The 13,046-nt window shown below is 46.7% G+C and carries 15 protein-coding genes; 8 read left to right on the top strand and 7 right to left on the bottom strand.

Features of this window, described 5'->3' with window-relative positions:
• Positions 1-27 precede the first annotated feature (27 nt).
• The 5 genes from M1M80_RS02105 to M1M80_RS02085 all read right to left on the bottom strand — a co-directional run bounded on the left by M1M80_RS02105 (position 28) and on the right by M1M80_RS02085 (position 3,680).
• Positions 28-873 (bottom strand): alpha/beta fold hydrolase, encoded by an 846-nt coding sequence (locus tag M1M80_RS02105; RefSeq protein ID WP_060397914.1) that lies wholly within the window; start codon positions 871-873, stop codon positions 28-30.
• 68 nt (positions 874-941) lie between these two features.
• Positions 942-1,406: a pyridoxamine 5'-phosphate oxidase family protein gene (locus M1M80_RS02100; RefSeq protein ID WP_060397913.1), complete on the bottom strand. Its 465-nt coding sequence runs from the start codon at positions 1,404-1,406 to the stop codon at positions 942-944.
• The gene (gene bsdD, locus M1M80_RS02095) at positions 1,403-1,630 is read right to left on the bottom strand and encodes a phenolic acid decarboxylase subunit BsdD (RefSeq protein ID WP_019257455.1); all 228 of its coding nucleotides are present in this window, start codon (positions 1,628-1,630) and stop codon (positions 1,403-1,405) included. Before bsdD ends, M1M80_RS02100 begins: the two co-directional genes overlap by 4 nt.
• Before the next feature lie 5 nt (positions 1,631-1,635).
• Positions 1,636-3,063 (bottom strand): phenolic acid decarboxylase BsdC, encoded by a 1,428-nt coding sequence (gene bsdC, locus M1M80_RS02090; RefSeq protein ID WP_060397912.1) that lies wholly within the window; start codon positions 3,061-3,063, stop codon positions 1,636-1,638.
• Positions 3,064-3,065: 2 nt separating this feature from the next.
• On the bottom strand, positions 3,066-3,680 hold the full coding sequence (locus M1M80_RS02085) for a non-oxidative hydroxyarylic acid decarboxylases subunit B (RefSeq protein WP_060397911.1): 615 nt from the start codon (positions 3,678-3,680) through the stop codon (positions 3,066-3,068).
• 89 nt (positions 3,681-3,769) lie between these two features.
• Here M1M80_RS02085 and bsdA point away from each other — a divergent pair, with 89 nt between their 5' ends.
• From bsdA to M1M80_RS02055, 6 genes are all read left to right on the top strand, one after another.
• Positions 3,770-4,642 (top strand): transcriptional regulator BsdA, encoded by an 873-nt coding sequence (gene bsdA, locus M1M80_RS02080; protein WP_003240155.1) that lies wholly within the window; start codon positions 3,770-3,772, stop codon positions 4,640-4,642.
• A gap of 115 nt (positions 4,643-4,757) precedes the next feature.
• Entirely contained in the window at positions 4,758-5,564 is an 807-nt protein-coding gene (tcyA, locus tag M1M80_RS02075) for a cystine ABC transporter substrate-binding lipoprotein TcyA (protein WP_060397910.1), read from the top strand.
• Positions 5,551-6,255 carry a cystine ABC transporter permease TcyB gene (gene tcyB, locus M1M80_RS02070; protein WP_003240153.1) on the top strand — a complete coding sequence of 235 codons (705 nt, stop codon included), beginning with the start codon at positions 5,551-5,553 and terminating at the stop codon, positions 6,253-6,255. The genes tcyA and tcyB overlap by 14 nt, the downstream gene beginning before the upstream one ends.
• Before the next feature lie 13 nt (positions 6,256-6,268).
• The gene (gene tcyC, locus M1M80_RS02065) at positions 6,269-7,012 is read left to right on the top strand and encodes a cystine ABC transporter ATP-binding protein TcyC (protein WP_003240152.1); all 744 of its coding nucleotides are present in this window, start codon (positions 6,269-6,271) and stop codon (positions 7,010-7,012) included.
• A gap of 320 nt (positions 7,013-7,332) precedes the next feature.
• The gene (locus M1M80_RS02060) at positions 7,333-7,980 is read left to right on the top strand and encodes a YczE/YyaS/YitT family protein (protein ID WP_003240151.1); all 648 of its coding nucleotides are present in this window, start codon (positions 7,333-7,335) and stop codon (positions 7,978-7,980) included.
• A 101-nt stretch (positions 7,981-8,081) separates the two neighbouring features.
• Positions 8,082-8,756: a 4'-phosphopantetheinyl transferase gene (locus M1M80_RS02055; protein WP_060397909.1), complete on the top strand. Its 675-nt coding sequence runs from the start codon at positions 8,082-8,084 to the stop codon at positions 8,754-8,756.
• On the opposite strand, the gene M1M80_RS02050 is transcribed toward M1M80_RS02055, so the two are convergent.
• The gene (locus M1M80_RS02050; RefSeq protein ID WP_060397908.1) at positions 8,751-10,085 is read right to left on the bottom strand and encodes an aminotransferase-like domain-containing protein; all 1,335 of its coding nucleotides are present in this window, start codon (positions 10,083-10,085) and stop codon (positions 8,751-8,753) included. The two genes, M1M80_RS02055 and M1M80_RS02050, sit on opposite strands and share 6 nt — an antisense overlap.
• A 124-nt stretch (positions 10,086-10,209) precedes the next feature.
• Between M1M80_RS02050 and M1M80_RS02045 the strand changes: the two genes are divergently transcribed.
• Together M1M80_RS02045 and M1M80_RS02040 are read left to right on the top strand one after the other, a co-directional pair.
• A complete protein-coding gene (locus tag M1M80_RS02045; protein ID WP_060397907.1) occupies positions 10,210-11,154 on the top strand; it encodes a DMT family transporter in 945 nt (314 codons plus the stop codon).
• Between the two features lie 49 nt (positions 11,155-11,203).
• Positions 11,204-11,743 carry a YcxB family protein gene (locus M1M80_RS02040; protein WP_060397906.1) on the top strand — a complete coding sequence of 180 codons (540 nt, stop codon included), beginning with the start codon at positions 11,204-11,206 and terminating at the stop codon, positions 11,741-11,743.
• A gap of 28 nt (positions 11,744-11,771) precedes the next feature.
• Here M1M80_RS02040 and M1M80_RS02035 read toward each other — a convergent pair whose 3' ends face one another.
• Positions 11,772-12,998, bottom strand: a complete 1,227-nt coding sequence (locus tag M1M80_RS02035; protein WP_060397905.1) for an MFS transporter — start codon at positions 12,996-12,998, stop codon at positions 11,772-11,774.
• Positions 12,999-13,046 lie beyond the last annotated feature (48 nt).

Below are 13,046 nucleotides of genomic sequence, written 5' to 3'. Positions count from 1 at the left end.
CGCGGATTTTGATCGCGGGCTGTTTTTTTATTTGTCCATCCATTTGCTGAAGCTTTGATCAAAGGCTTGCGGTTCTTCCAGCATCGGCTGATGGCCGCTCTTCTCAAAAATAACCTTCTCCACATGGGGATATGACCCCTCAACAGCATCCCACAGCGTAACAGGCGCAACCAGATAATCATATCTGCCTAAGCCGATATACACCGGCACTTGAACGTCAGCTAACCGCTTAATAAGATCAAGCTGGGCAAATGTATGTCCCCATAATTCATCAATAATCGGCATATTCGTGAAAACGCCGTCCCATAAAGCAGCAGCATGCGGACGCTCTTGATAAAAGCTTTTCGCTTCAGCGCGAATACACATGTGCACGAAGCGTCTTTCGGGATCAATCTCTATGTCCCGCGGCAAATTCGCAATGTCTTTTTCAAAGCGTTTCTTTCTCTCGAGACTGGCGGTCTCCATGAAAAACGATTCGCTTTTTCGCTGTCTTTCTTCACTGTTATCAGGTGCGGTATTGAAAAGCGCAACCTTCCGAACATGCTCAGGATATGTCCTGGCATATTCTAAAGCCATAAAAGCGTGCCCAGAATGGCCCAAGATGACGACATCTTCAAGCTGAAGAGATGTTCTCATCCTTTCAATATCGGCCAAGACGGTATCAAGACTCAGATCTTCTGTCCGCAGTTCCCTCTTGGGTTTAGCAAATCCCCTATGATCGACAAATATCCATTGATATTTCTGTTTGATGTGTTCGGAAAAAAGACGCGGGTAGTAAACCGCACTCCCGATCACAAGAATGGGTGCGCCCTCTCCCTCGATTCGATATGATAAATCAAAACCGTCTGAGTGACAGATCCCCGTACGTTCCATTTCTCTCGCCTCCTTTGTTTTCATTATATAAAAATAAAAGCCTGACGCATGGCGTCAGGCTTTTAATATTATCGCTTCAATTCCTCAAGCGTCTTTTCCCATCTGTTCAGCACCTCTTCAGGGCTGTGAAGCTGGATATGGACACCAGAAGTCAAATCAGCATATTTCGCAACGTCCTCCTTCACCGAAACGATGCGGCAGGCAAAACGGTCTCTGTCATATTCGGCTTCCTTCAAAGGCGGCAAAGGCTCGCATTGCAGCTTCACATAATGAGCGGCTCCCTCCCACCATGCCGTGAACTGCGCTTTCCCTGTGCGAAGGATGTTGGCGGCAGTCGCTGTGTTTTTCCAAAGCGCGATTCTTATATCCGTTCGGCTCAGAGCAATGATTTCTCCCGCGCTGATCATGGCGGCGTGCGGCCAGCCGTCCTCCGATACCGTTTGGAGAACGAAAGCCTCATGCCGCTTCTCCTTCAGGCGTTTCCCGTCAAGCAGCTCAAAGAGACGGTCTGATATACAATTCACGCTGATCAGGCCTTTCGTTCAGGCACAGCCGGAACTTCAATTGCTGTTTCTGTTTCCTTCGGATCGATTTTAAACGCCGGGTTGTATTTCGCCGGATTTGTAATGCTTTCCGGCTCACAGGATCTCCATGTAAAAAAACATGTTTGGCACTGATAAACTTCCCATGCGCCTTCTACAGGCGATTTGCTCATGACTTCTCCCTTTTTTGAATCGCATCGAGGACATGTATGCATATCAATCATCCTTTCCTATTTATTAAGTCCATTAGTTTTTGTTCCCATTCCTTCGTTGTTAATGGTGAATCAAGCGGCTGTGAATAATGGCCTCTTGTTTCAGGCGCAACCGGTGTAGTGGCGTCAAGAATCATTTTGTGAGTGATCCCTGATGGGTTAGATCCCGGGTCAAGCGGCAGGACAGATAAATCCGGAATGATAACCGCATCGTGCTTCGGATGCATTTTGGTCGAAAGCGCCCACATGACCTGCGGCAGGTTGAATGGATCGACATCCTCGTCAACGACAATGACCATTTTGCAGTAGCCGAGTCCGTGCGGTGTTGTGAGTGCGCGCATGCCGACCGCTTTTGCAAATCCGCCATAGCGTGTTTTTGTGGAAACGATCGCGATCAAACCGTGTGTGTACATGGCGTTTACTGCCACAATTTCATTCGGATATGCTTCTTTTAACTGCTGATAAAGCGGCACACAAGTATTGATGCCGATCATGTAATCGCATTCTGTCCAAGGCATGCCTAAGTATAAATGTTCGAAAATTGGATTGTTTCTGTGATACACGCGTTTAATTTTGATAATCGGCATGCTGCGTCCGCCGGAATAATGGCCTGTGAATTCACCGAACGGGCCTTCATATTCACGCTCTCCGGCAATGATTTCGCCTTCAAGCACAACTTCAGCGCCCCATGGAACATCAAGATCAGACAGCTTTGATTTAACGATGCGATATGGTTCGCCTTGAATTGCGCCTGCCATTTCGTATTCTGATTGATCATAAAGAAGCGGAGTCGATGCCGCCGTTGTAATGACCGGCTCACAGCCGAGCGCAATGGTGACCGGAAGATTGATGCCGCGTTCTTCGGCTTGGCGCAGATGGATCGCAATATCGTGCTGCGGCACAGGCTGAATGCCGAGGCGGTCTTTTCCTTTGACCTGCATTCTGTAAATGCCGACGTTTTGTTTGCCGAAATTGTCAGGGTCTTCAAGATCGCGGGAAATGACACACGCTTTGTCTAAATAGTAACCGCCGTCTCCTTGGTTAATTCTGAAAAGAGGCAGTATATCGAACAAATTGATATCTTCTGTGATTTCATTTTCATGAAACGGCGCTGTTTCCTCACGTTTGACCGGCATCGGAAACTGGTCATAACGCTTCGCGAATTCAAAAAACTGTTCTTTTACCGGCGTGTCTTTTGGCATGTCCAGCATCATTGCATGGTTCGGCCAAGAGCCGATCACATTCATCGCAATTTGTGCGTTGTGATAGCCGTAAATGTTATTAAATAAGAGCGCGGGGCTTTTATCGCCAAGATTGCTGGCTGCGCGTGCTGCGGCTCCTAAATCCGGCTCCGGCTTTACCTCTTCATTCACTGTTAGCAGCTGTCCTTCTTTTTCAAGGGCAGCGAGAAATTCTCTGAAATCTTGATAAGCCATGATCAAGCTCCTCCTTTTTGTTTTTCAATCCCATTCCAGCGTTTCGCTTCAGGAAGGCGAATGCCAAATTGGTCCAATGTTCTGAATACAATATGGTCGACCATTTCATCTAAGCTGCTCGGCTGATTATAAAATGCCGGCATCGGAGGAAGAATGATGGTGCCCATTTTCGTAAGCGCTAGCATATTTTCGAGATGAATCTGGTTCAAAGGCGTTTCTCTCGTTAAGAGGACGAGTTTTTTTCTCTCCTTGAGCATGACATCCGCCGCACGTGTCAGCAGATTATCAGCCATCCCGGTGCGAATGCTTGCGAGTGATTTCATGCTGCACGGCGCAACAATCATTCCATCGGTATCAAACGAACCGCTTGAAATGGCTGCCGCCTGATCTTTATGCGAATATGTGAATGTGGCCAATTGTTCTACTTCTTTTAAGGTATAGCCTGTTTCGTGTTTGATCGTGACGTTAGCCCAAGGAGACACAACGAGATGGGTTTCCACTCCGGCGGCCTTCAGCCACTCCAGCAGCCTGACCCCGAAAATGGCCCCTGTTGCCCCTGTCATTCCGACAACGAGTTTCACTTTGCCCCCTCCTTTACGCTTGAATTCTGCTTTCATTTCCATCATACTCCTGATATATCCATATGAAAAATATCTGTTAAATCTATATTTAATACCTAAAAGGTATAGTAAGGAGGCGCTTTCTTTTGGACATTCGCCAGCTTCGATATTTCATTACCATAGCTCAAGAACAGAAAATCACGTCCGCCGCCAAAAAGCTCCACATGGCGCAGCCGCCTTTAAGCAGGCAGCTGAAACAGCTGGAGGACGAGCTTGGTGTCGTTTTGTTTGACCGGAATAAGAAAAAGCAAATGACGCTTACATATGAAGGAACTGTTTTTCTGAAAAGAGCCAAGGAGATTTTGCATAGGTTTGAGGATGCCGTCATCGAGGTACAAGAGCTGAAGGAGGAGGTGGCAGGCACGCTGGCCGTGGGTTCAACGATTTATTGTGCCGCTCTGATGCTTGAAAAAGTAACACAGATCAAAGAAAGATACCCGCACCTCACCTTTAATATTTGGGAGAATGAGCCTGCGACGCTGTTAGAGCTGCTGGAAAGCCGTCAAATCGATGCGGCGGTCACGACGACACTGATCAAAAGCGACACAGTCCAATTTAAACAGCTTGATGACATTCCATGTGTGCTCGTGCTTTCAGAAGAGGCCGGATATCCGTGCGGTGACACCATTAAAATGGAGGACATTCCTTCCTTTCCGCTGATTCTGCTGCGGCCTGTCAACGGGAAAGGCGTCTATAATCAGGTCATGAATGAATTTCATCGTTTGAATCTGGAGCCGCGTATTGTTTGTGAATGCCACGATTCCGCAACTTTGCTCAGTCTCGTTTCTTCCGGATTTGGCGCGTCCATTCTGCCCGTCACGATGATTCCCGTTCATATGAGAAACCACGTTCACACTGTGCATATCGAAAACAATCCCTTCATTATGACACCGGCTGTCATGTGGAGAACGGACAGTTATTTGCCAAAACCGGTACAGCAATTTTTGAATTTATTTTAAAAGATTTTGCCTTATGAAAACCAATTACTTGACTCATACTAAAAAAAAGTTATCCTTTAGATTTGTAAGCTATTTTTTTATTTCAATAAAATCAACCAGAAAAGTGGGGAATAAGATGAAAAAAGCATTATTGGCTTTATTCATGGTCGTAACCATTGCAGTTCTCGCAGCTTGCGGAGCAGGAAATGACAATCAGTCAAAAGATAACGCCAAAGACGGCGATCTTTGGGCTTCAATTAAGAAAAAAGGTGTCCTGACAGTCGGTACGGAAGGAACATATGAACCGTTCACTTACCACGACAAAGATACTGACAAGCTGACTGGCTATGATGTGGAAGTCATCACAGAAGTCGCAAAACGGCTAGGACTGAAAGCCGATTTTAAAGAAACTCAATGGGACAGCATGTTTGCCGGCCTGAATTCCAAACGGTTTGACGTCATTGCCAACCAAGTCGGAAAAACAGATCGTGAAGACAAATATGATTTCTCAGATAAATACACAACATCAAGAGCCGTTGTCGTTACGAAAAAAGACAACAACGATATTAAGTCAGAAGCAGATGTAAAAGGAAAAACATCAGCTCAATCACTGACAAGCAACTACAACAAATTAGCTACAGATGCGGGCGCGAAAGTGGAAGGCGTTGAAGGCTTGGCACAATCCCTTCAATTGATCCAGCAAGGCCGCGTCGATATGACATACAACGATAAACTTGCCGTATTGAACTACTTAAAAACATCAGGCAACAAAAACGTGAAAATCGCGTTTGAAACAGGCGATCCGCAATCAACATATTTCACGTTCCGCAAAGGAAGCGGCGAGGTTGTTGATCAAGTCAACAAAGCATTAAAAGAAATGAAAGAGGACGGGACTCTTTCTAAAATTTCTAAAAAATGGTTCGGCGAAGATGTTTCTAAATAATCTGCCGGCATTGACGCTTGGCACGGCGATCCCGTGGGATCTGGTGCAGCAGTCATTCTGGCCGATACTTTCAGGGGGAATCTACTATACGATTCCCCTTACCATTCTTTCCTTTATATTTGGAATGATCATCGCGCTGCTTACAGCGCTCGCCAGAATGTCGAAAGTGAGACCTTTGAGATGGGTGTTCAGCGTATACGTATCCGCGATACGGGGCACTCCTCTTCTCGTTCAATTGTTCATCATTTTCTATCTGTTCCCGGCCTTTAACGTCACATTAGATCCATTTCCAAGCGCAGTTATCGCCTTTTCATTAAACGTCGGCGCCTATGCATCTGAAATCATTCGGGCATCTATTTTATCCGTACCGAAAGGGCAATGGGAAGCCGGCTATACAATCGGCATGACGCATCAGAAAACGCTGTTCCGCGTGATTTTGCCGCAGGCGTTTCGTGTGTCGATCCCGCCATTATCCAATACCTTTATCAGCCTGATCAAAGATACATCCCTCGCCTCTCAGATTTTGGTCGCTGAGCTGTTCAGAAAAGCTCAGGAAATCGGCGCGCGGAATCTTGATCAGATTTTAGTGATCTATATTGAAGCAGCCTTTATTTATTGGATTATCTGCTTCCTGCTTTCACTCGTCCAGCATGTCATCGAACGGCGTCTTGACCGCTACGTGGCCAAATAAGGAGGTTCCGAGTATGCTTACCGTTAAAGGATTAAACAAATCATTCGGTGAAAATGAAATTTTAAAAAAGATAGATATGAAGATTGAAAAAGGGAAAGTCATCGCCATACTTGGGCCTTCAGGTTCAGGGAAAACGACGCTGCTCCGATGCCTGAACGCGCTGGAGATTCCGAATCGCGGGGAGCTTGCATTTGATGATTTCTCCATCGATTTCTCCAAAAAGGTGAAGCAGGCGGATATCCTAAAGCTTCGCCGGAAATCCGGCATGGTGTTTCAGGCGTATCACCTGTTCCCGCACCGCACAGCGCTCGAAAACGTGATGGAAGGCCCTGTTCAGGTGCAAAAACGGAACAAAGAGGAAGTCAGAAAAGAAGCCATTCAGCTTCTTGATAAGGTCGGATTGAAGGACAAAATGGATTTATATCCGTTCCAGCTTTCCGGCGGACAGCAGCAGCGCGTCGGCATCGCTCGTGCATTGGCGATTCAGCCTGAGCTCATGCTGTTTGACGAACCGACCTCAGCGCTTGATCCCGAGCTTGTCGGAGATGTGCTGAAGGTTATCAAGGATTTGGCCAACGAAGGCTGGACCATGGTCGTCGTGACCCACGAAATCAAATTCGCCCAGGATGTGGCGGACGAAGTCGTCTTCATCGACGGCGGCGTCATCGTGGAACAGGGACCGCCGGAGCAAATTTTCTCCGCACCAAAAGAAGAACGGACACAGCGGTTCTTAAACCGGATTTTGAACCCGTTGTAAAAAGAAAAACAGGGCGTCAGCGCCCTGTTTCAGATTGTTGACAAAATCCTAAAACGATTTTCGTTTTAGGATTTTGTCATTTTCAGCGTGATTGAAAACCTTTGAAGTCTAGGAAGGGCCAGCATTGGAGCACAGCGAATGTTAAATTCGTGAGCACCGAAGCGCAGGCCTGACAACGAATGCAAGGGTTTGCCAACACGCTGAAACAGGGCGCCTGCGGCGGCCCTGTTTTTTTGTTGAGCCCCTTTCGCCTATTCCGCCCTTTTGTCAGATGTGCTACAATGACAATCGACTGATTTTTACGAAAGAAGGGACCTCACGTGAAGCAAGAACTTGTTCTGCGCTGGACATTTTATTTTGCCGGTTTGATCATTTTGGCTTTTGGTGTATCCCTGACGATAGAAGGAAAAGCACTCGGCATTAGTCCGTGGGATGCATTTCATTACAGCCTGTTTCAGCACTTCGGGCTTACCGTCGGCCAGTGGTCCATCATTATTGGAGCGCTCATCGTCGGATTAACATCATTGTTTACGAGGGCTTGGCCAAAAATTGGGGCGATCCTGAACATGGTGCTCATAGGTGTTTTCATAGATTTTTTCAATTTTCTTCTGCCTGCCCCCTCCACCTACACGGGATCCGTCATCGTCTTCTCGCTCGGTGTGCTGCTGATCGGCTACGGCGTCGGTGTTTATGTATCAGCAGGCCTTGGCGCGGGGCCGCGTGATTCGCTGATGATGCTGATATCAGAAAAAACCGGCTGGAATGTGCAATGGGTGCGGAACGGCATTGAAATAACGATTTTGTTTGCTGCATGGGGCATGGGCGGTCCGATCGGTTTAGGTACTATTTTGACTGCTATCCTCACCGGACTCATATTGCGCTTTTCATTGCCGCAGTCAATCCAGCTGCTGAATTATGCTGTGGCAAGGCGGACAGCCGCTGTGAAAGCAACTCCGCCCTTACATTAAAACAAAGCCCCCGGCTTTGTTTTTTATTTTCTCCTCTATATGAGTCTAATTGAAGTATGATAGGATGGTTTTGACAATCTTTTGCAGACGGAGGATCTAGAATGAAGATTTACGGAATTTATATGGACCGCCCGCTTTCACAGGAAGAGACTGAACGGTTCATGTCTTTCATATCGCCTGAAAAACGAGAGAAATGCCGGAGATTTTACCATAAAGAAGATGCTCACCGCACCCTGCTGGGAGATGTGCTCGTCCGCTCAGTCATCAGCGGTCAGTATCAGCTGGACAAAGCTGATATCCGCTTCAGCACGCAGGAATATGGGAAGCCCTGCATCCCTGATCTTCCTGACGCCCATTTCAACATTTCGCACTCCGGCCGCTGGGTCATTTGTGCGTTTGATTCACAGCCGATCGGCATTGATATTGAAAAAGCGAAACCGATCAGCCTTGAGATCGCCAAACGTTTCTTTTCAAAAACAGAGTACAGCGATCTTTTAGCCAAAAACAAAGACGAGCAGACAGACTATTTTTATCATCTATGGTCAATGAAAGAAAGCTTTATCAAACAGGAAGGCAAAGGCTTATCGCTTCCGCTTGACTCCTTTTCAGTGCGCCTGCATCAGGACGGACAAGTATCCATTGAGCTTCCGGACAGCCATACACCATGCTATATCAAAACCTATGAGGTGGATCCCGGCTACAAAATGGCCGTATGCGCCGCGCACCCTGATTTCCCCGAGGATATCACAATGGTTTCGTACGAAGCGCTTTTATAAGTGGCTCAGCAGCAGATTGACGCCGTGTTCAATATCTTCCGTTTTCACATTGGAAATATTGATTTTTAATAGATTTTCTTTCGGATAATCTGATAAATAATGACGGTCTATCGCCTCAAGGAGAACCCCTTGTTTTTTCAGCCTTTGAATCACCCTTGAGGCCGGCAGATCCTGAGGAAGCACCAGATGGGTGTGCATGCAGGGTGCCTGCCCGCTGGAAAACGTGAAGCGGCCGCGCCCCAGCTGCCTATGTGTTTGGATGGCTTGATGAAGCCTTAGTGACCGTTCCTTATAGGAAGCACGGATCTTCTCCTTATGCCTGCCGTACATGCCGCTTTTCAGATAAATTTCCAACGCCGCTTGAGAAATCATCGAGCAGTCGATGTCGTTCAGCTTTTTGTACGTGTGAAACGTGTCAATCAGCGCATCCGGCAAAACAGCAGCCCCCACGCGAAGACCGGGAAACATCATTTTTGAAAAGCTTTTCAGATAGATGACATGCGAGGACAGATCATATGCGTACAGCGGATCTGCCTTTTTATTTTCCTCCAGATCACCGAGATAATCATCCTCAACGAGATAGACATCATACGTTTCTGCGAGCCTCACAAGCTCTTGTTTATCACGCTCTGATAAAGAACAGCCTAGCGGGTTATGGAAACGCGGCATCGTATAAAAAAATTTGATTGATTCTGTCTGAAACAGCCGCTCAATCTCGGCTATATCTAGCCCCTCTTCCGTTCTATTCACTCCAACGGCGGGTATCCCAAGCGTTTCAAGCTGTTCAATCATCAAATGATAGCCCGGCTGTTCAATGGCGATCTTCTCTTTCCCATTTGGAAACGGCATGGCACAAAGCAGGGATAACGCCTGCTGGACACCTGATGTAATGAAAATATGCCGTTCATCCGCAAATACCTGCTGATTGGCGAGCAGCTTTCGGAGTACACGGATGAGTGATGGAAGCCCCTTTGGCGTCCCATAAATAAACAAATCGTTTTTGTATGTATCAATCGCTTTATTGATGCAGTGCTGAAAATCAAGATACGGAAATACATCGGGGTCCGGCGCAGATGTGGCAAAGTCAATGAGGCCTTGCTGTCCGCTTTTTGCTTTTCCCGTCTTTTTCACAATATAATAGCCGCTTTTCGGAACGGAGTAGATGAGGTGACGCTTTTCCAGCTCCTGCAGCGCGCGGATCACAGTGCTTTTGCTGACTTGATAACGGACGGACAGCTGACGGATGGACGGAAGCCTGTCACCTTCTTGATAAGCGCTGCTTTGCATCATCTCCTCTATTCTCGTCAATAGGCTCATATACTTCTCCATGCTTTCTCCCCCTGTTTTGTACCGGTACAGTTCATTGTTTTTCTCATTGTACCGCTCTGATCACAGCCATACAATAAAATAAAGCGACCGGCGCTGCAATTCAGGTAAAGGAGCACCTCCCATTATGTTAAAAAAACAGCAAGCCTCCGCTTATATGGCGGCTATCTTATATTCGTTCATTATCGGTTTATCCTTTCTATTCGTAAAAATCGCACTGCAAACAGCCGAACCGTTTGATATTCTGGCGCATCGGTTCACCATTGCGTTTGCTGCGGCCACTGTACCCGTCTTATTCGGCTGGGTAAAGCTATCAATCCGTGTAAAGGACGTCATTGCCATTTTGCCGCTCGCCCTGCTGTATCCGGCGTTGTTTTTCAGCTTTCAGGCATTCGGCCTTGTATACTCGTCCTCTTCTGAAGCGGGAATTATTCAGGCAGCCATTCCGATTTTTACGATGGTCTTTGCCTCTTATGTTTTAAAGGAACGCTCGACGTTGACGCAGAAGGGTTTCACGGTTTTATCCGTTGCCGGCGTCATGTTTATTTTTGTGATGAAAGGCGTTGATGTGGAATCTGCCAGCTTAAAAGGATCTTTGCTGATCCTGCTGTCCGCCTTGTCCTCCGCGATGTACAATACCGCTGCCAGAAAAATGACGCAGCGGTTCAAGCTGACCGAGCTCACCTACATCATGTCAGCGATCGGCTTTGTCGCCTTCAACGCCATCGCCCTTGTGCGCCACGGAGCGGCTGGAACTGCCGGCACTTATTTTCAGCCATTCCGGGAACCCGGCTTTGTTCTCGCAATTGTGTATTTGGGCGTGCTGTCTTCACTCGTCACTTCGTTTCTGTCCAACTATACGCTGTCTCGGATTGAGGCGTTTAAAATGAGCGCTTTTAATCATGTCTCCACCATCGTGACGATGATTGCAGGAGTCGTGATTCTAGACGAAAGCCTGGCCTGGTATCATCTTGCCGGTGCCGTTTGTATTATTATTGGCGTGCTGGGGAGCAATATCAATCTGCAGAAAAAGAAGAAACATCAAAGAGGAACCATTTCTATGAACAAATGAAAATTTATGTTAGGGTTGAAGGAAAATATATTTGAGGTGCATTGTAAGAATGATTCAACATAGCGTCTTTCTAGAGGGAGCCATTTCATTACGAGATATGAGATATTACTTTATATACCGGCAAAGAAAAGCGGCGGTGATTTGTTATATTTATATTTTTCTCCTATCTGCATTGGTGTATTCCGTATATGGATTTCCGTTTACCGTTTATAACAACGAAACATTAGAATTGATTTATAATGGTATTTTCATAGCAGTTGTATCTCTGATCTTCACACTGATCTTCACTGCCTTTTTATATCTGCGGCTGCGTACCGGCTATAAGAACAGTGAGCGGTTAAAACGCAAAAGGACATATACCATTAATCGGCAAGGCATTCAAATTCAATCCAAAAACTATGATGCCTTGTTTGAATGGAATGAAATAAAGGGAGCGGCAGAATATAGACACTTATTCTCCATAAAAACCTCCAGTCACCAGCTGATTTTGATACCTCAACGTTTTTTCAAATTCGAAAATGAGCGGCACTCGTTCAGACAGCTTGTGAAAGAACATGTGCCCGCCAAAAAAGTAAAGTTGCAATCTTAAAAAGAGGGGTGTCCCCTCTTTTTTTTTATTAAATGTCAATTCTCTCTTTGTGTTGAAAATGAATGTTTTTGAATGGCACCAGCTCCAATAAAGCTGATAAACCGACAAGCACCACACAAACCACAACAATCAGCAGATAATCATGAGTCATGTCATAAAACAAACCGCCCGCATACACACTGAGAGCACCGGCGATCTGATGGATAAAGAAATTGATGCCTAACAGCGAGCCGATTAATCCTGTTTGATAGCTTTCTGAAATAGACGCCGCGGTCAGCGGGATCACGCCTGTGTAACTGAGTCCGAATAACAGGATAAAACCGAAGTACCAAAGTTCGCTGTGATGGATTCCGAGAATGGGAATGAGCAGGCAAATCAGGCTGAGCAGCCGAATGAAAAATAAGATAGATAGCATCACGCTTCTGCTGCCGAGGAGATCTGACAGCCAGCCCGCCAATAATCCGCCAATGATGATAAACGCCCCGAACGCGGCCATCATTCCGTTGACATGAGAGACATGCGCATCCTTCAGCATCGGAACGAGATGAGCATCAATGATCCCCATTGTAAATCCGCATGTAAACACGCCGAAGTACAGGATATGAATGAGGCGGGACTGCTTTATCACGTTCCAAAATCCCCGCCAGTCATAAGACTTTTTTACAGACTGCGCTTGCGCATGCGGCGGGTGCTTCATCCCGAAGGCGAGGAGCGGCAGCAGAACAGCCGCCATAACGATGCCCAATATCGTATAGGTGTTTTGCCAGCCAGCATGATACGGAGCCGCGGCCCAAATGGGCGAGAGCAGCAGCAGGCCCGCTGAGTTGGCATTGGTCAAAATAGCAAGCGCCAGGCCTTTGTGCGTGTCGAACCAGCGGCTGATGAAATACTGGGTCGTCACGCCGACCGCACAGGAATAGCCGATTCCGCCGAGCACGCCGTAAATGGCAGAAAACACATGAACATTCGGTGAATACGGAAGCACCAAATAGCTTGCGCTGATACAAACAGCTCCAAGCGCCATAATCTTTCTGACGCTGAACCGGTCAATAAAAAAACCGACAAAAAACTGAACGATGCCCGTTGTAATCATAAAAATGCTGACAGAAACCGAGATCAGCGACCTGTCGGCATGGAAGGTATCCGCCATTGGCAGCATAAAAAATTGAAAGGAATTTCTGAATGAGTTCAATCCGATGGCGAAAACAAACGTAAACAGCAATACAAACCATTTCATCATAGGAGACGCGCGCATGTTTCGACCTACCTTTGTTTGAGTATTGCGACTATTATATCATGTAAA

This window comes from Bacillus inaquosorum (assembly GCF_023238325.1).
GTDB classification, from domain to species: Bacteria; Bacillota; Bacilli; order Bacillales; family Bacillaceae; genus Bacillus; species Bacillus inaquosorum.
The sequence above is the reverse complement of the archived record's forward strand: the minus strand, read 5'-3'. Positions and strand labels throughout refer to the sequence as shown.